Raw genomic sequence first — 19,133 nt, forward strand, 5'->3', positions numbered from 1 at the left:
GCCCTTTAGAGCCCGCCCCCCCCCCCCCCCCCCCCACGGCCCACTCTCCCTTATTTCGTCCAAGGCAATCGACATGACCGACATTCAGAATAAGAACTACATCATTGCCCTCGATCAGGGTACGACCAGCTCCCGCGCGATCATTTTCGACCGCGACGCGAACGTGGTCTGCACCGCACAACGCGAATTCGCCCAGCATTACCCGCAAGCCGGTTGGGTCGAACACGATCCGATGGAAATCTTCGCCACCCAGAGCGCGGTAATGGTCGAAGCGTTGGCCCAGGCCGGTCTGCATCACGATCAGGTCGCTGCCATCGGCATCACCAACCAGCGTGAAACCACCGTGGTCTGGGACAAGACCACCGGCCGCCCGGTGTACAACGCGATCGTCTGGCAATGCCGCCGCAGCACCGAGATCTGCCAGCAGCTCAAGCGCGACGGTCATGAAGACTACATCCGCGACACCACAGGTCTGGTCACCGACCCGTACTTCTCCGGCACCAAACTGAAGTGGATCCTCGACAACGTCGAAGGCAGCCGCGAGCGCGCGCGCAACGGCGAACTGCTGTTCGGCACTGTCGACAGCTGGCTGATCTGGAAATTTACCGGCGGCAAGGTCCACGTCACCGACTACACCAACGCCTCGCGCACCATGCTCTTCAACATCCACACGCTGGAGTGGGACGCGAAGATGCTGGAGATCCTCGACATCCCGCGCGAGATGCTGCCGGAAGTCAAAGCCTCCTCGGAAATCTACGGTCGCACCAAAAGCGGCATCGCCATCGGCGGTATCGCCGGCGACCAGCAGGCCGCGCTGTTCGGCCAGATGTGCGTCGAGCCGGGCCAGGCGAAAAACACCTACGGCACCGGTTGCTTCCTGCTGATGAACACCGGCGACAAAGCGGTGAAATCCCAGCACGGCATGCTGACCACCATCGCTTGCGGCCCACGCGGCGAAGTGGCTTACGCACTGGAAGGCGCTGTGTTCAACGGCGGTTCGACCGTGCAGTGGCTGCGCGATGAACTGAAAATCGTCAACGACGCCCACGACACCGAATACTTCGCCAATAAAGTGAAGGACAGCAACGGCGTCTATCTGGTGCCAGCCTTCACCGGCCTCGGCGCTCCCTACTGGGACCCGTATGCCCGTGGCGCCCTGTTCGGCCTGACCCGTGGCGTGCGTGTGGATCACATCATCCGCGCCGCACTGGAATCGATCGCCTACCAGACCCGCGACGTCCTCGACGCCATGCAACAGGACTCCGGCGAACGCCTCAAGGCCCTGCGCGTGGATGGCGGCGCAGTAGCGAACAACTTCCTCATGCAGTTCCAGGCCGACATCCTCGGCACCCAGGTCGAGCGTCCGAAAATGCGCGAAACCACGGCGCTGGGCGCCGCTTATCTGGCCGGTCTGGCGTGCGGTTTCTGGGGCAGCCTGGAAGAACTGCGCGGCAAGGCCGTGATCGAGCGCGAGTTCGAACCGAGCCTGGACGAAGCGGCAAAAGAGAAACTGTATAAAGGCTGGAAAAAAGCCGTCAGCCGCACCCGCGACTGGGAACGTGAAGACGCTGAATAAGCCAAGCTGAGTACTCGTAACCTGTTGTAACTGGTAGGGAGCGGATTCCTGCGGCATCATGGGCAAATTTTGCACGGCAGCCCAAAGGAAGCCCCATGAATCTGCCTCCCCGTCAGCAGCAAATCCTCGAACTGGTCCGCGAACGCGGCTATGTGAGCATCGAGGAAATGGCCACGCTGTTCGTTGTTACCCCGCAAACCATCCGCCGCGATATCAATCAACTGGCGGAAGCCAATCTGCTGCGTCGCTACCACGGCGGCGCCGCCTATGATTCCAGCGTCGAAAACACCGCCTACGCGATGCGCGCCGATCAGATGCGCGATGAAAAGCAACGCATCGGCGAAGCCATCGCCGCACAGATTCCCGATCACGCCTCGCTGTTCATCAATATCGGTACGACGACCGAATCGATTGCTCGCGCCCTGCTCAATCACAGCCACCTGAAGATCATCACCAACAACCTGCACGTCGCCTCGATGCTCAGCGCCAAGGATGATTTCGATGTGCTGCTGACTGGCGGCAACGTGCGTCGCGACGGCGGTGTGGTGGGTCAGGCAAGCGTGGACTTCATCAACCAGTTCAAGGTCGACTTTGCGCTGGTGGGCATCAGCGGTATCGACGAAGACGGCAGCCTGCTCGACTTCGATTACCAGGAAGTGCGGGTGTCCCAGGCGATCATCGCCAATGCCCGACAGGTGATTCTGGCGGCGGACTCCAGCAAGTTCGGACGAAACGCGATGATCCGCCTCGGCCCGATCAGTCTGATCGATTGCCTGGTGACCGATCAGCAGCCGGTGCCAGCCCTGGCGCAACTGCTGAGCCAGCACAAGATTCGTCTGGAAGTCGTTTAACCCCCCTCCCGCATATAACTCCCTCCCGGTGAGTTCTCGTTCCCACGCTCTGCGTGGGAATGCCGCCGGGGACGCTCTGCGTCCCATTCAGAAGCCGACGCAGAGCGTCAATGTATGCACTCCCACGCAGAGCGTGGGAACGATCAGTCCGCTCTGCGTGCAACGATCAGTGCTCTAACGCGCATCTTATGTTCGAAAATTTTCTTTTACCCGTCCTTCGATGAGTTTTTTCAATCGAAGTCGACTGGCTGCGCGCGTCTTTATGGGCTACCATTTTCGCAAATGAACATTCATGTTCGATTTCCAAGACAGAAAATCAAAAGAGCCCGAGGCCAGCCGATGTCCACATCTACCTTGCGTACGCCCCCTATCTCCGAGATCTACGACATCGCCGTCATCGGCGGCGGGATCAATGGCGTGGGGATCGCAGCGGATGCCGCCGGTCGCGGTCTTTCGGTGTTCCTTTGCGAAAAGGACGATCTGGCCAGCCACACCTCGTCGGCCAGCAGCAAGCTGATCCACGGAGGCCTGCGCTACCTCGAACATTACGAATTCCGTCTGGTGCGCGAAGCCCTGGCCGAACGCGAAGTGCTGCTGGCCAAGGCCCCGCACATCGTCAAGCCGATGCGTTTCGTGCTGCCGCACCGCCCGCACCTGCGTCCGGCGTGGATGATCCGCGCGGGCCTGTTCCTTTATGACCACCTCGGCAAGCGCGAAAAACTGGCTGGCTCGAAAAGCCTGAAGTTCGGCGCCGACAGCGCACTGAAAAGTGAAATCAGCAAAGGCTTCGAATACTCCGACTGCTGGGTCGACGACGCCCGCCTCGTGGTTCTCAACGCCATGGCTGCCCGTGAAAAAGGCGCGCACATTCACACCCAGACCCGCTGCGTCAGCGCCCGCCGCGCCAAGGGCCTGTGGCACCTGAACCTGGAACGCGCCGACGGCAGCCTGTTTTCGATCACCGCCAAAGCGCTGGTGAACGCCGCCGGTCCGTGGGTCGCCAAGTTCATCCGTGACGACCTGAAGATGGAGTCGCCGTACGGCATCCGTCTGATCCAGGGCAGCCACATCATCGTGCCGAAACTGTACGAAGGCGATCACGCGCACATCCTGCAAAACGAAGATCAGCGCATCGTTTTCACCATTCCGTACCTGAACAACCTGACCCTGATCGGCACCACCGACCGCGAATACACCGGCGATCCGGCCAAAGTGGCGATCACCGACGGCGAAACCGATTACCTGCTGAAAGTGGTTAACGCCCACTTCAAGAAGCAGATCAGCCGTGACGACATCCTGCACACCTACTCGGGCGTACGTCCGCTGTGCAACGACGAGTCCGACAACCCTTCGGCCGTGACCCGCGACTACACCCTGGCGCTGTCCGGCAGCACCGAAGAAGCGCCGCTGCTGTCGGTGTTCGGCGGCAAGCTGACCACCTATCGCAAGCTCGCCGAGTCAGCGATGGCGCAGCTGATGCCGTACTTCACCCAGATGCGCCCGAGCTGGACGGCCACCGCCACCCTGCCCGGCGGCGAGGACATGACCACGCCACAGGCCCTGAGCGCGCTGATCCGCGACAAGTTTGACTTCGTGCCGACCGAAATTGCACGCCGCTGGGCCACCACCTACGGCAGCCGCACCTGGCGCATGCTCGAAGGCGTCGACACCCTGGCCGACATGGGTGAACACATCGGTGGCGGGCTCTACACCCGTGAAGTCGATTACCTGTGCACTGAAGAGTGGGCCACCACGGCGCACGACATCCTGTGGCGTCGCAGCAAACTGGGCCTGTTCACCACGTCGAACGAGCAAGAGCGACTGGCGGCATACCTGAACAAGGTCGAGCAGAACCGCAGCAAGATCGAAGCGGCCTGATCCGTTCGTCGCTGAACAAAAAGCCCCTGAATCGAAAGATTCAGGGGCTTTTTGCATTCAGGCTGAAACAAGGCGCAATGAGGACGTTCGGTTTTCCGAACGCGACCTGACGGTCAATTCGGTTAACCGGATCAGATTCACGGAAAAACACCATCACAAAACTTTAATAACGTTATAAATCAATGAATTAACCTGTACTGACTGGTCTGGCACGACTCATGCTCTACACTCCTTCGACGAATGCCTGTTGCGCCAACACAACAGGAGCCGTCAGGCATTCGAAGTACAAAGGGCCCGCTCAACCGGCTCCATAAAAAAAACAATGTCGAGGAAAATTTGATGCGCATCGTTCCCCATATCCTGGGCGCAGCCATTGCTGCCGCTCTGATCAGCACACCAGTTTTCGCTGCCGAACTCACCGGCACCCTTAAGAAGATCAAAGAGTCCGGCGTCATCACCCTGGGCCACCGTGACGCTTCCATTCCTTTCTCCTACATCGCTGACGCTTCCGGCAAGCCGGTCGGCTACTCCCACGATATCCAGCTGGCCATCGTCGAAGCGATCAAGAAAGACCTGGACCTGCCAAACCTGCAGGTCAAATACAACCTCGTGACTTCGCAAACCCGTATCCCGCTGGTGCAGAACGGCACCGTGGACGTCGAGTGCGGCTCCACCACCAACAACGTCGAGCGTCAGCAACAGGTTGATTTCTCCGTCGGCATCTTCGAAATCGGTACCCGTCTGCTGTCCAAGGCTGACTCCAAGTACAAGGATTTCGACGATCTGAAAGGCAAGAACGTCGTGACCACCGCCGGCACCACTTCCGAGCGCATCCTCAAGGCGATGAACGCCGACAAGCAGATGGGCATGAACGTGATCTCCGCCAAGGACCACGGTGAATCCTTCCAGATGCTGGAATCGGGTCGTGCCGTTGCGTTCATGATGGACGACGCCCTGCTGGCCGGCGAAGCCGCCAAGGCCAAGAAAGCCTCCGACTGGGCTGTAACCGGCACGCCACAGTCGTACGAAATCTATGGCTGCATGATGCGCAAGGGCGATGCGCCGTTCAAAAAGGCTGTCGACGACGCCATCAAGGCGACCTACGCCTCGGGCGAGATCAACAAGATCTACGAAAAATGGTTCATGCAGCCGATTCCGCCAAAAGGCCTGAACCTGAACTTCCCGATGAGCGACGAGCTCAAGGCCCTGATCGCCAATCCGACCGACAAAGCGGCTGACGACAAGAAATCCTGATTTCTGACTAACCTTATCCCCTGAGGAGGCGCCTGCCTTTTCAGGGGATGGTCACTCCCTGCTGGCATTTTCTGGAAACACTCGAACCGGTGGCTGTCGAGCCGATCGCGTGTGCCTGATTTTCACAATCAGGGCGGGAACGGAGCTTCCCCAGGCGGGCACTTGTACATCGATCGAATCGAGGGGAGACCCTAATGAATTACAACTGGGACTGGGGCGTGTTCTTCAAGTCCACCGGCGTGGGCAGCGAGACCTATCTCGACTGGTTCATTTCCGGTCTGGGCTGGACCATCGCCATCGCCATCGTGGCCTGGATCATCGCCCTGATACTCGGCTCGCTGCTGGGCATCATGCGCACCGTGCCGAACCGCATCGTGTCGGGCATCGCGACCTGCTACGTCGAACTGTTCCGTAACGTGCCGCTGCTGGTTCAGCTGTTCATCTGGTACTTCCTGGTGCCCGATCTGCTGCCGCCGGATCTGCAGGAGTGGTACAAGCAGGACCTGAACCCGACCACTTCGGCCTACCTGAGCGTTGTCGTCTGCCTGGGCCTGTTCACCGCCGCCCGTGTCTGCGAGCAGGTTCGCACCGGTATCCAGGCGCTGCCACGCGGCCAGGAATCCGCTGCCCGCGCCATGGGTTTCAAGCTGCCGCAGATCTACTGGAACGTGCTGCTGCCTCAGGCCTACCGGATCATCATTCCGCCGCTCACCTCGGAATTCCTGAACGTGTTCAAGAACTCCTCCGTGGCGTCCCTGATCGGTCTGATGGAGCTGCTGGCGCAAACCAAACAGACCGCCGAATTCTCGGCCAACCTGTTTGAAGCGTTCACCCTGGCGACCCTGATCTATTTCACCCTCAACATGAGCCTGATGCTGCTGATGCGCATGGTCGAGAAGAAAGTCGCCGTGCCCGGCCTGATCTCCGTGGGGGGCAAATAATGGAATTCGATTTCAGTGGCATCGTTCCGGCCATTCCCGGCCTGTGGAACGGCATGCTGATGACCCTCAAGCTGATGGCGCTGGGCGTGGTCGGCGGGATCATCCTCGGCACCATCCTCGCGCTGATGCGCCTGTCCCACAGCAAACTGCTGTCGAGCATCGCCGGCGCGTACGTCAACTATTTCCGTTCGATCCCGCTGCTGCTGGTGATCACCTGGTTCTACCTGGCAGTGCCGTTCGTGCTGCGCTGGATCACCGGCGAAGACACCCCGATCGGCGCGTTCACCTCGTGCATCGTGGCGTTCATGATGTTCGAAGCGGCGTACTTCTGCGAAATCGTCCGGGCCGGCGTGCAGTCGATCCCGAAAGGCCAGATGGGCGCGGCGCAGGCACTGGGCATGACCTACGGCCAGATGATGCGCCTGATCATCCTGCCCCAGGCGTTCCGCAAGATGACCCCGCTGCTGCTGCAGCAGAGCATCATCCTGTTCCAGGACACCTCGCTGGTCTACACCGTGGGCCTGGTGGACTTCCTCAACGCCTCGCGCGCCAGTGGCGACATCATTGGCCGCTCGAATGAGTTCCTGATCTTCGCAGGTCTCGTGTACTTCACCATCAGCTTTGCCGCCTCGGTGCTGGTCAAGCGTCTGCAAAAAAGGTTCGCCGTATGATCTCTATCAAGAACATCAACAAGTGGTATGGGGACTTCCAGGTGCTGACCGATTGCAGCACCGAGGTCAAAAAGGGTGAAGTGATCGTGGTCTGCGGTCCGTCCGGTTCGGGCAAGTCGACCCTGATCAAGTGCGTCAACGCACTGGAGCCGTTCCAGAAAGGTGACATCGTGGTCGACGGCACGTCGATTGCCGATCCGAAGACCAACCTGCCGAAACTGCGCTCGCGCGTCGGCATGGTGTTCCAGCATTTCGAACTGTTCCCGCACCTGACCATCACCGAGAACCTGACCATCGCGCAGATCAAGGTGCTGGGCCGCAGCAAGGAAGAGGCGACCAAGAAAGGCCTGCAACTGCTCGAGCGCGTCGGCCTGTCGGCTCATGCCCACAAACATCCGGGCCAGTTGTCCGGCGGTCAGCAACAGCGTGTGGCGATCGCCCGTGCGCTGGCGATGGACCCGATCGTCATGCTGTTCGACGAACCGACCTCGGCGCTCGACCCGGAAATGGTCAACGAAGTGCTCGACGTGATGGTGCAGCTGGCCCACGAAGGCATGACCATGATGTGCGTGACCCATGAAATGGGCTTCGCCCGTAAAGTGGCCGACCGCGTGATCTTCATGGACGCCGGCAAGATCATCGAAGACTGCAAGAAAGAAGAGTTCTTTGGCGACATCAGCCAACGCTCCGAACGCGCGCAGCATTTCCTCGAGAAAATCCTGCAGCACTAAAAACGGCTGCATTCCCCGACATCCTCTGTCGGGGAATGCAGGTGGTTGACCCAAGGCATCTGTGATGAAATGCGACCCCACTCTCTATCGCGCCACGCCGCCATCACTTGCCGTGAAACCCCGTCTGATCCGCCACCTGTTCCTGCCGCCGCTGGTCATCGCCCTGATGATCGGACTGGGTTACATCGGCTTCTGGACCAGCGAACATTTCGGCATCCGCAGCCTCGGCGAAAACGGCCAGCGCCAGCTGGAACTGCACGCCCGCGCGGTCGAAAGCGAGATCAGCAAATACACCTACCTGCCCAGCCTGCTGGAACTCGAATCGAGCGTTTCGCAGTTGCTGGACGACCCGACCCCGGAACACCGGCAAACGGTCAACGATTACCTTGAAGGCCTGAACCGACGCAGTCGCAGTCGGGCCATCTATGTCATGGACACCACAGGCCGCGTCATGGCCACCAGCAACTGGCGCGACGTCGACAGTTATCTCGGTGAAGACCTGTCGTTCCGCGCCTACTTCCAGAATGCCATCCGCGGCCAGCCCGGACGTTTCTACGGGATCGGCAGCACCAACGGCGAACCCGGTTATTACCTGGCCCACGGCCTCGAAGAACACGGCAAGATCATCGGCGTCGCGGTGGTCAAGGTGCGCCTGGAAGCCTTGGAAGAACGCTGGCAACGGGCGCGCCTCGAAGCCTTCGTCAGCGATGAAAACGGCATCATCATTCTCTCCAGCGATCCGGCCCGGCGCCTGAAATCGGTCATTCCGCTGAGCGACGAGACCAAGGAAAAACTCGCCCGCAGCCTGCAGTACTACTGGTTTCCGCTGAACGAACTGCAACCGCTGGCCCGCGAAACCCTGTCCGAAGGTGTGGAGAAACTCACCTTCCCGGCCAACAGCGAAGTGCCGAGCCAACAGGATGGCGATGAGGAAAACATCAGCTATCTGGCGCAAACCCGACCGCTGAGCGATACCCCGTGGAATTTCACCCTGCTCACGCCGTTGCAGGATCTGCGGCGCGAGGCGATCAATCAGGGGATTCTGGTGGCCGTGGCATTTGCCTTGGTCGCGTTCCTGCTGATCGCCTGGAACGAACGGCGCAAGGTCATCGCCACCCGCCTCGCCGCCCGTGAAGCCCTGCAGGAAGCGAACAATCAGCTGGAGCGTCGGATTACCGAACGCACCGCCGACCTGCGCGCCAGCAACGACCGGCTCAAGAGCCAGATCCGCGAACGGCGTCAGGCCGAGGAGACTTTGCGCCGTGCCCAGGACGAACTGGTGCAAGCCGGCAAACTCGCGGCGATCGGCCAGATGTCCACCAGCATCGCCCACGAACTGAACCAGCCGCTGGCGGCGATGCGCACACTGTCGGGCAACACCATCCGCTTCCTTGAACGCGGCCAGCTCGATGTCGCCAGCACCAACCTCAAGACCATCAACGACCTGATCGACCGCATGGGCCGGATCACCGCCAGCCTGCGCTCCTTCGCCCGGCGCGGTGACGACAAGGGTCGCGCCAGCCTTGGCAAAGCGGTGGATGCCGCGCTGCAAGTGCTCGGCGCCCGCGTCGAAAGTGCCTCCCTGCAACTGCATCGCCAGTTCGACGACGTGCAGGTGCAGATCGACCAGACGCGCCTGGAACAGATTCTGGTCAACCTGATCGGCAACGCCCTCGACGCCATGCAGGCGCAACCGCTGCCGGAGCTGTGGCTGGAAGGCGAAGAATTCAACGGCAAATATCGCCTGCGGGTGCGCGACAACGGTCACGGCATCGACGCCGAAGCCCGCAAGCATCTGTTCGAACCGTTCTTCACCACCAAGCCCGGCGAACAGGGTCTCGGCCTCGGCCTGACCCTGTCGGCCAGTCTGGCGGCCGCCACCGGCGGGCATCTGGGTGTCGAACACCCGGCCAGCGGTGGTACCACTTTCGTCCTCAGTTTACCGTTGGTAAGCCCTACTCCTGCCGAGCCAATATGAACAACGACCTCAGTGTATTGATCGTCGAAGACGACCCCCATGTCCTGCTCGGCTGCCAGCAGGCGCTGACGCTGGAAGACATTCCCTGCATCGGCGTGGGCAGTGCCGAAGAAGCGCTGGAGCAGGTCGGTGACAACTTCGCCGGGATCGTCATCAGCGACATTCGCCTGCCGGGCATCGACGGCCTGGAACTGCTGACCCGGCTCAAGCAGCGCGACCGCAGCCTGCCGGTGGTGTTGATCACCGGCCACGGCGACATCTCCATGGCCGTCGGCGCGATGCAGAAAGGCGCCTACGACTTCATGGAGAAACCGTTCTCCCCAGAACGACTGGTGGACGTGGCCCGCCGAGCCCTCGAACAACGCAGCCTGAATCGCGAAGTCTCGTCCCTGCGCCGGCAACTGGCCGAACGCGATTCCCTTGAAGGTCGGATCATCGGCCGTTCGCCAGCCATGCAGAACCTGCGCGAGCTGATCGCCAACGTCGCCGACACCTCGGCTAATGTGCTGATCGAAGGCGAAACCGGTACCGGCAAGGAACTGGTCGCCCGTTGCCTGCATGATTTCAGCCGCCGTCACAGCAAACAGTTCGTTGCGCTGAACTGCGGCGGGCTGCCGGAAAACCTGTTTGAAAGCGAAATCTTCGGTCACGAGGCCAACGCCTTCACCGGCGCCGGCAAGCGGCGGATCGGCAAGATCGAACACGCCGACGGCGGCACGCTGTTCCTCGATGAAGTGGAAAGCATGCCGCTGCCGTTGCAGATCAAACTGCTGCGGGTGTTGCAGGAGCGCACTCTCGAACGCCTCGGCTCGAACCAGAGCGTGGCGGTGGATTGCCGGGTGATCGCAGCCACCAAGTCCGACCTCGACGAATCGAGCAAGGCCGGGGAATTTCGCAGTGACCTGTACTACCGCCTCAACGTGGTAACGCTGGAACTGCCGCCCCTGCGCGAACGCCGCGAAGACATCCTGCAACTGTTCGAACACTTCACCCAGCAATCGGCCCTGCGTTTCGACCGCGCACTGCCGGAGCTGGACAACCAGACGTTGTCGAGCCTGATGAGCCACGACTGGCCGGGCAATGTGCGCGAACTGCGTAACGTCGCCGAGCGTTTTGCCCTCGGCCTGCCAGCGTTCAAGAAAACCGGCGCGGGTAGCGCAGGCCAGGGCCTGGCGTTCGCCGAAGCGGTGGAAGCGTTCGAACGCAACCTGCTCAGCGACGCCCTGCAACGCAGCGGCGGCAACCTGACCCAGGCCAGCCTGGAACTGGGCATGGCCAAGACCACGTTGTTCGACAAAGTGAAAAAATACGGCCTGAGCCATTAAGCGAGAACGACGTGGATCTGATTTTCAAGGCAATGCTCGGCGCGGCAGTGGTGGTGATCCTCGCCATGCTGGCCAAGACCAAAAACTACTACATCGCAGGGCTGGTGCCGCTGTTCCCGACCTTCGCCCTGATCGCCCACTACATTGTCGGCAAGGGCCGTTCGATCGACGACCTGAAGACCACCATCGTTTTCGGCATGTGGTCGATCATTCCGTACTTCGTCTATCTGGCGACCTTGTACGTGATGGTCGACCGCATGCGCCTAGAGGCTTCGCTGGCGGTCGCGGCGGTGGCGTGGCTGATGGCGGCGACGGTGCTGGTGTCGGTGTGGGTGCGGCTTCACGCCTGAATCAGACGTAGGTATCGGTGCACCGCTCGTCTGAAAATCACGATGACCTGTTAGATCTGACAGTAGACGGACCTCATCGGTAGCTGCTCAATCTCCCTATACGCAGGGGACTGCAGCGCTACCTTACTTGAGGCAAAAACATGGTCAGCCTATCGAGCAACACTAACGCTTCGACTCAGCAACTTGTCTTTTCAACGGATCACGACCCCTTGCGCATAATGGCGGATGTCCCGCCGTTCATTCCGGGGGCGAAAGCGCTGGCAAATAACGTCTACGGCGTGAATCGAAACATGGTGAATAGCGATCGACGGGGACTATTGGGTTACTTTTTCCCGTACTCGGACATGGACAGTCTGGACTTCATACAGTTACTCATCGGGACACCTCCCAGACCTGTCGGCGCCCCCATTTCGGTAGGATCAAACGTCGACAAACCGGTACCGTTTTACCTGCCGTCTGATCTTCTGAATCAGTTGTTTTCCTCCCCCATCCCCATGCCTGATGCGTTGCCGTTGGTGTTCAAAGTCACACGTCCGAGCGGAAATACAAATACCTCTCCGCCCCTGTCTCTGCTGTTCAAACCCTTCGGTCCCGGTGAAGAAGATACACGGCCCGACAAGCCCAACAACCAGGGACTGGCACGGCCAATTCCCTCGGAGACGGTAATTGACAAACCCGTGCTGGACAATGGCATGACCGTCACTGTGCCGCAGTACCGGTATCAGGCAATCGGCGACACGGTTTATCTGATGGTTGGCCCGCTTGGCCTGAGCGTAACGGTCACCGCTTTGGGGGAGGTATTTTTTGACTTGCTTCCCGAATTCCTGGCCAGGCTGCCCAACACCGACAAGGTGGCGCTCAGTTATGAACTCGAAGACCGGGTGCACAACGCCAGTGGATGGTCAAGCGCAGTCATGCTGTCCCTGAAGCCTACCGCTGTGCTTCTCCCGCCCCCCCAGGTAGATGAAACGGATGCTGCAAACAATCTCGACTACAGCAGCCTAGCCGGCGCTGCGGCAACAGTTCTTTTGACGGACCAATTCAGCATTGGCGATAACGTACTACTCACCATTGTCCTGTTTACTTCCCGGGGTGACCGGGTCGAACATGTGATCGAAAGGACGATGGAGGCCAACAGCCGGCTTTTGCAAATACCGTTGCCAAACGAGCTCATTCGAAACGTCATCAAAGGTCTGTTTACGCTCAGCTACACGAAAAAACGCGGCACGATCACTCAGAGCTCCAAGTCCGCTACCGTTACCGTCAGCGCAAGCAAATCCGAAAACCCCGCCGCTGCCCCGACCATTACCGAACAGAAAGGAGACGAACTATCTGCGGACACCACGCTGGCGCATGTCGTGATCCCCAAATACTGGCCTTTGGCCAACGATGCAAAGATGACAATGTTCTGGCAGATAACCGGATCAGACGGGGTGGTGAACATGTATATGTTCAGACAATTCATTGTCGATGCAACCCAGGAGGTTGTCTTCACAGTGCCAGCCGACTACATCAAACGGTTCGCAAGCAAGCGATTGATCGTTGCCTACGAAATCGAAAATCCGGGAACGCCCTCAGTGCAGTCCGAGCTGTTGCTGCTTCAGATCGGTGCCTTACAAACGCAGACGCCTACAATTACCGCAACAATCAACACTCAGACAAACCAGCCTGTACTCAATGGGGGTACCACGACGGCAGTCAGTGTGACCGTGAGCGGCAGCTCGTCGGAAGACGAAAATTTGCAGATTCTGAACGGAAGCACACCGCTCGGTAATACGACAGCAAGATCGACCGGCAAATGGGACTTCACCTTTGTAGTCGCTGCACCAAATACTTATCAAATAACGGCCAAAGCGCTGTCCGGGACCAACCCACTCTCGAACACGTGGACGTTCAAAGTTGTCGCGCCTTTGAGCCTGGGCCAGAATCACTCACAGAATGCACAAGGCTGTTACAACTTCCGGGGAGTCAATCCACAATCACCACTGGCGCAAGGCATTTACCATCGATCCGCCACAGGAGGCACCCCACCATTCCGGTACTACTCTTCAAATCCGTCGGTTGCCTGGATAGATATAAACACCGGAACAGTACACGCGACGGGCAACGGGACGGCATCAATCACGGTTCATGACAGCGCAGGTCGCACTGCGTCTTACACCATCACTTTTTACAATGTTCAACGACTCGAATTCGGTTACACCACCTGGACCCTACCGGACCAACCCAACCTGGCAAACTACGGATTGACGCTAGGGGAGCTGGAAGTCGTCAGGAGAACGTACCGCGGCCCGGCGGGTACCGCGACCCAAAGAATGGGCCTGCCAAACGAACTGTATTGGTCAAAAGAAAATATTCTTTACAACCCCGATGGTTCCTGGAGTCCGAACGCTTGGGCGATGTGGCTTTCCAGTATGGGTTCTGACTTGGGCATCTCAGCTTACGGAGAACGACGAGCCTGGCTTTATAAGATCGCAGGATGATTGGCAAGACGACAAACGCGCGGATCGGAGAAGCCTTGGCGACTGACACCCCCGAGGCTTCGCCCTACTCTCCCTACAACAAATTCCCTTCCGCCACCGGCTCGATCTGCGCCCAGTGCGACGTGTCTTCGCGGTGCTCGCGCAGATACGGCAACACCGCCGCCAGCAACGGCTCCTTGAACGCTTCCTGAAAACGGTGCGCCAGCCCCGGAATCAGCCGCAGCTGACTACCACGAATGTGTGCCGCCAGATGTACGCCGTGCATCACTGGCAACAAAGGATCCGCCGTGCCATGCACTACCAGCGTCGGGACGCGTAGTTGATTGAGCAACGCCACCCGGCTCGGTTCGGCGAGGATCGCCATGATCTGGCGCTTCACGCCTTCGGGATTGAACGCTCGGTCATAGGACAGCGCCGCTTGATGCAGCAACGCCTCTCGATCATCGCTGACTGAAGGACTGCCCAGCGCCGCCAGCAGATCGGCCTGTTGCTCAAGCGCGATCTGGCGATTGGGCGCGCCACGTCGTGCCAGCAACTGCACCAACGCCGCGCTCGGCGCCGGCAACCCTTCGGCGCCGGAGCTGGTCATGATCAGCGTCAGGCTCTCGACCCGTTGCGGCGCCATGGCCGCCATGTGCTGGGCGATCATCCCGCCCATGCTCGCGCCAAGTACGTGGAATTGCTCGACGTGCAACGCATCCATCAGGCCCAGCGCATCATCGGCCATGTCGGTCAGGCTGTAAGGCGCCGCCACCGGCAGGCCGAGCTTGTAGCGCAGTACCTCAAAAGTCAGGTTGGCTTCCACCGGCGTCTGGCGCCAGGTCGACAGACCGACATCGCGGTTGTCATAACGGATCACCCGAAAGCCTTGCTGACACAGCGCAACCACCACTTCATCCGGCCAGTGGATCAACTGCCCACCCAGGCCCATCACCAGCAACAGCGCCGGATCCGACGCACGACCGATGCTCTGGTAGGCCAGGCTCACCTGCTCCAGATCGACCCGTTCGGTCGGTACATTGACGTCGCAACGCGACGCCGCATTGGACGCCGGAACGAAAAAAACCGCGGCCAACAACGCCGCGATTGCAAAAAATCCCTTGAACATGAAAAACACCGAAACGCAGAACCCCAGTAGAGCGCGAGTCTGATGAAGTTTGTTCAAGCGCGCTGCCACAGTTCGATGACAGTTTGATGAAGAGTGCCGAGCGGTCGACACTCTTCATCCGGTGCTGCCGTTACGCCAACTGACTGCGCAACTGCCGCGCCGCTGCCACCATGTTCACCAGCGCCGCTTCGGTCTCGGGCCATGCGCGGGTCTTCAGGCCGCAGTCCGGGTTGACCCACAGGCGCTGCGCCGGGATGCGCTTCACGGCCTTGCTCATCAGTTTCACCATCTCGGCAGTGTCCGGCACCCGCGGCGAGTGGATGTCGTAAACACCCGGGCCGATGTCGTTCGGGTAGTCGAACGCTTCGAAGGCTTCGAGCAATTCCATGTCCGAGCGCGAGGTTTCGATGGTGATGACGTCGGCGTCCATGTCGGCGATCGCCTTGATCACGTCATTGAATTCGCTGTAGCACATGTGGGTGTGGATCTGGGTTTCATCCTTCACGCCCGAGGCTGTCAGACGGAACGCTTCCACCGCCCAGTCGAGGTATTCCTGCCATTGTTCACGGCGCAGCGGCAGGCCTTCACGGAACGCGGCTTCGTCGATCTGCACGATCTTGATTCCGGCGTTTTCCAGATCCACCACTTCGTCCCGCAGGGCCAGCGCCAGTTGTTGCGCCTGGACTTTGCGCGACACATCTTCACGGGGGAACGACCACATCAGCATGGTCACGGGACCGGTCAGCATGCCTTTCATCACCTTGTCCGTCAGGCTCTGGGCGTAGGTGATCCAGTCAACGGTCATGGCGTTCGGACGGCTGAGGTCGCCATAAATCACCGCCGGTTTCACGCAACGGGACCCGTAGCTCTGGACCCAGCCGAAGCGGGTAAACAGGTAACCGTCGAGCTGCTCGGCGAAGTACTCGACCATGTCGTTGCGCTCGGCTTCACCGTGCACCAATACATCAAGGCCCAGACGTTCCTGCACCTGTACCGCGTTGCGGATTTCGCTGCGCATGGCGTCGTGGTAATCGTTGGCCGACAGCTTGCCCTGCTTGAACGCCTGACGGGCCAGACGAATCGAGCCGGTCTGCGGGAACGAACCGATGGTGGTGGTCGGGAACGTCGGCAATTTCAGACGTGCCTGCTGTGCGGCGATGCGCTTGGCGAACGGCGAATGACGCTGGCTGTCGCTGGCATTGATCGCCTCGATCCGCGTCTGCACGGCGGCCTTGTGAATACGCGGTGAACGGGCGCGACTTTCTTGAATCGCGCGGCTTTCGGCCAGTGCGCTTTGCACTTTCGGCGCTTGCGGGTCGTTCAGCGCATCACGCAAAACCGAGATTTCGCTGCACTTCTGCACGGCGAATGCCAGCCAGCTTTTCAGTTCCGGATCGAGCTTGTCTTCACGCTCGACATCCACCGGGCTGTGCAGTAGTGAGCAGGAACTGCTGACCCACAGGTTGTCGCCAAAGCGCTCCTGCGCCGGTTGCAGTTGCGCCAGCGCCTGCTCCAGTTCGCAGCGCCAGACGTTGCGTCCGTTGACCAGACCGACCGAAAGAATCTTGTAGGTCGGCAGGCGATCGAGCACCTGACCCAGTTGATCCGGTGCACGCACGGCGTCGATATGCAGACCTTGCACCGGCAGGCCGACGGCCAGACCGAGGTTGTCTTGCAGACCGCTGAAATAGGTCGCCACCAGTTTCTTCAGCGGCGAGTACTGAAGGATGTGATAGGCGCGTTCGAAGGCGCTTTTCCAGGCTTGCGGCAGGTCGAGGGTGAGGATCGGCTCATCGATCTGCACCCACTCCACGCCCTGTGCGGCGAGGCGACCGAGGATTTCGTTGTACACCGGCAACAGGCGCTCAAGCAGATCAAGCTTGTCGAAGTCGTTGCCTTTCGCCTTGCCCAGCCACAGGTAAGTCAGCGGGCCGATGATCACCGGTTTGACGTTGTGACCGAGGGCTTTGGCTTCTTCGACTTCATCGAACAACTGCTCCCAGCTCAGCTTGAATTGCTGGTCTGCGCTGAATTCCGGGACCAGGTAGTGGTAGTTGGTATCGAACCACTTGGTCAGCTCTTGCGCGTACTGAGTCTTGCCGTGCTCGCCGCCACAGCAGGACGACGTGGCGCCACGGGCCATGGCGAACAGGGTGTCGAGGGTCGGCAGGCCGCGCTCGTCACGCACACCGTCGAAGCGCTCGGGGATCACACCGAAGGTCAGCGAGTGGGTCAGCACCTGGTCGTACCAGGCGAAGTCGCCGACCGGCAGCAGGTCGATGCCGGCATCCTTCTGCAGTTGCCAGTGTCTGGCACGCAGCTCGCGGCCGACCTGATTCAAAGCGGCCTGATCGAGATCGCCTTTCCAACAGGCTTCGAGGGCTTTTTTCAGTTCACGGTCGGCGCCGATGCGCGGGAAACCCAGGGTGTGTGCCACGGCCATGTCGAGTGTTCTCCATTGCGTAAAAGATGGCGCCATTGTCGACAGCCAGGGCAACATGAGACAAACTCAACCTTTTCGTGTTGATCACAAATTTTCCTCATGGAGCCTGCGGTGCTTGAGATCCGTCACCTGAAAACCCTGCATGCCCTGCGCGAAGCCGACAGCCTGGTCGATGCAGCCGACCGCCTGCACCTGACCCAGTCGGCGCTGTCCCACCAGTTCAAGGAACTGGAAGAGCGCATGGGCATGCCATTGTTCGTGCGCAAGACCAAACCGGTGCGCTTCACCAGCGCCGGCCTGCGCCTGCTGCAACTGGCCGACGCGACCCTGCCGCTGCTGCGCGCCGCCGAGCGTGATATCGGGCGTCTGGCCGGGGGCACCGCCGGGCGTCTGCACATGGCGATCGAATGCCACAGCTGCTTCCAGTGGCTGATGCCGACCATCGACCAGTTCCGCGATGCGTGGCCGGAAGTCGAACTCGACCTCGCTTCGGGTTTCTCGTTTGCCCCGCTGCCGGCTCTGGCCCGGGGTGATCTGGATCTGGTGGTGACGTCCGACCCGCTGGAAATCGCCGGCATCACCTACGTGCCGCTGTTCACCTACGAAGCCATGCTCGCGGTCGCCAATCAGCACGCGCTGGCAAGCAAACCGTACATCGTTCCCGAAGACCTGCTGACCGAAACCCTGATCACCTACCCGGTGGAACGGGATCGGCTGGACATCTTCACCCGCTTCCTCGAACCGGCCGACATCGAACCGGCGCAGGTGCGTACCTCAGAGCTGACGGTGATGATGATGCAACTGGTGGCCAGCGGTCGTGGCGTGTGCGGCATGCCGCACTGGGCGCTGCATGAATACAGCTCGCGCGGTTACGTGAAGGGCAAGCGGCTGGGTGAGAAAGGTCTGTTCGCGACGCTGTACGCGGCGATCCGCGCCGACATGCTGGACGCGCCGTACATGCGCGATTTCCTGCTGACGGCCAAGGACACCTCGTTCTCGACCCTGGATGGGGTCAGCGCGGTTCGTTGAGGCTGGCGGTCGGCACAGAAGGCGGGCACCACATGTGGATCTTGTCGAAGTAGTCCTCGCCGACCCGCACCGCCATCGGCTCGAGGCCGAACTGGATGAAGCCGCAGCGCTGGTACAGCTGGAACGCCGCGTCATTGCCGGCGGTGACGGTCAATTGAATGACTTTCAGCGCAGGATGCTGCTGTGCTTCACCCAGCACCGCTTCCATCAATTTCAGCCCCAGCCCGCGCTGACGAAAGTCGGCCGACACATACATGCCGAAGACCGTTGCCTTGTGCCGGGCCTTTTCCCGAGGCTCGAACGCCAGGCCGACGATGCCCGCCAGCCGGCCGTCTTCGAACGCGCCGAACACCGCGTCGAGCTTGCTGGTCAGGCGTGATTCCCACCAGCTCAGCGGCATCACTGCGCGCTCGCGCACGCTGGAGGTGAACGCCTGCGGATGCCGGTCATAGGCTTCCAGCATCAATTCGCGATAGGCCAGCGCATGACTGGCGTCCAGCCGTTCGATCCACATG

At 60.2% G+C, this 19,133-nt stretch carries 15 protein-coding genes; 12 read left to right on the top strand and 3 right to left on the bottom strand.

Going from position 1 to position 19,133, the window contains the following annotated elements; all coding sequences use genetic code 11:
- The first annotated feature begins 73 nt into the window (after window positions 1-73).
- From glpK to AC07XZ_RS09460, 11 genes are all read left to right on the top strand, one after another.
- Window positions 74-1,576: a glycerol kinase GlpK gene (gene glpK, locus AC07XZ_RS09410; protein WP_039765827.1), complete on the top strand. Its 1,503-nt coding sequence runs from the start codon at window positions 74-76 to the stop codon at window positions 1,574-1,576.
- A 95-nt stretch (window positions 1,577-1,671) separates the two neighbouring features.
- Entirely contained in the window at window positions 1,672-2,427 is a 756-nt protein-coding gene (locus tag AC07XZ_RS09415; RefSeq protein WP_007953179.1) for a DeoR/GlpR family transcriptional regulator, read from the top strand.
- A 339-nt stretch (window positions 2,428-2,766) separates the two neighbouring features.
- Window positions 2,767-4,305, top strand: coding sequence for a glycerol-3-phosphate dehydrogenase (gene glpD / locus AC07XZ_RS09420; RefSeq protein WP_085745277.1), 1,539 nt, complete (start codon window positions 2,767-2,769; stop codon window positions 4,303-4,305).
- Window positions 4,306-4,644: 339 nt separating this feature from the next.
- Complete coding sequence (locus AC07XZ_RS09425; RefSeq protein WP_039765825.1) at window positions 4,645-5,559, top strand: glutamate/aspartate ABC transporter substrate-binding protein; 915 nt, start codon at window positions 4,645-4,647, stop codon at window positions 5,557-5,559.
- Window positions 5,560-5,753: 194 nt separating this feature from the next.
- The gene (locus tag AC07XZ_RS09430) at window positions 5,754-6,500 is read left to right on the top strand and encodes an amino acid ABC transporter permease (RefSeq protein ID WP_085745278.1); all 747 of its coding nucleotides are present in this window, start codon (window positions 5,754-5,756) and stop codon (window positions 6,498-6,500) included.
- Complete coding sequence (locus tag AC07XZ_RS09435; protein WP_007953172.1) at window positions 6,500-7,171, top strand: amino acid ABC transporter permease; 672 nt, start codon at window positions 6,500-6,502, stop codon at window positions 7,169-7,171. Before AC07XZ_RS09430 ends, AC07XZ_RS09435 begins: the two co-directional genes overlap by 1 nt.
- A complete protein-coding gene (locus AC07XZ_RS09440; protein ID WP_007953170.1) occupies window positions 7,168-7,902 on the top strand; it encodes an amino acid ABC transporter ATP-binding protein in 735 nt (244 codons plus the stop codon). The genes AC07XZ_RS09435 and AC07XZ_RS09440 overlap by 4 nt, the downstream gene beginning before the upstream one ends.
- 64 nt (window positions 7,903-7,966) lie before the next feature.
- A complete protein-coding gene (aauS, locus tag AC07XZ_RS09445; RefSeq protein WP_102687199.1) occupies window positions 7,967-9,880 on the top strand; it encodes a two-component sensor histidine kinase AauS in 1,914 nt (637 codons plus the stop codon).
- Complete coding sequence (gene aauR, locus AC07XZ_RS09450; RefSeq protein WP_039765821.1) at window positions 9,877-11,205, top strand: two-component response regulator AauR; 1,329 nt, start codon at window positions 9,877-9,879, stop codon at window positions 11,203-11,205. The genes aauS and aauR overlap by 4 nt, the downstream gene beginning before the upstream one ends.
- 20 nt (window positions 11,206-11,225) lie before the next feature.
- Window positions 11,226-11,555, top strand: a complete 330-nt coding sequence (locus AC07XZ_RS09455; protein WP_162831789.1) for a GlpM family protein — start codon at window positions 11,226-11,228, stop codon at window positions 11,553-11,555.
- A gap of 140 nt (window positions 11,556-11,695) precedes the next feature.
- Entirely contained in the window at window positions 11,696-14,038 is a 2,343-nt protein-coding gene (locus AC07XZ_RS09460; protein ID WP_102687198.1) for an immunoglobulin-like domain-containing protein, read from the top strand.
- A 73-nt stretch (window positions 14,039-14,111) separates the two neighbouring features.
- On the opposite strand, the gene AC07XZ_RS09465 is transcribed toward AC07XZ_RS09460, so the two are convergent.
- Together AC07XZ_RS09465 and metE are read right to left on the bottom strand one after the other, a co-directional pair.
- A complete protein-coding gene (locus AC07XZ_RS09465) occupies window positions 14,112-15,146 on the bottom strand; it encodes an alpha/beta fold hydrolase (protein ID WP_102687197.1) in 1,035 nt (344 codons plus the stop codon).
- Window positions 15,147-15,276: 130 nt separating this feature from the next.
- Entirely contained in the window at window positions 15,277-17,589 is a 2,313-nt protein-coding gene (gene metE, locus AC07XZ_RS09470) for a 5-methyltetrahydropteroyltriglutamate--homocysteine S-methyltransferase (RefSeq protein WP_102687196.1), read from the bottom strand.
- 111 nt (window positions 17,590-17,700) lie between these two features.
- Between metE and metR the strand changes: the two genes are divergently transcribed.
- A complete protein-coding gene (gene metR / locus AC07XZ_RS09475; RefSeq protein ID WP_007953158.1) occupies window positions 17,701-18,618 on the top strand; it encodes a transcriptional regulator MetR in 918 nt (305 codons plus the stop codon).
- Here metR and AC07XZ_RS09480 read toward each other — a convergent pair.
- On the bottom strand, window positions 18,602-19,132 hold the full coding sequence (locus tag AC07XZ_RS09480; RefSeq protein WP_085745283.1) for a GNAT family N-acetyltransferase: 531 nt from the start codon (window positions 19,130-19,132) through the stop codon (window positions 18,602-18,604). The genes metR and AC07XZ_RS09480 overlap by 17 nt on opposite strands.
- Window position 19,133: the final 1 nt, after the last annotated feature.

Source organism: Pseudomonas sp. GW458-11-26-14-LB4, assembly GCF_059423925.1.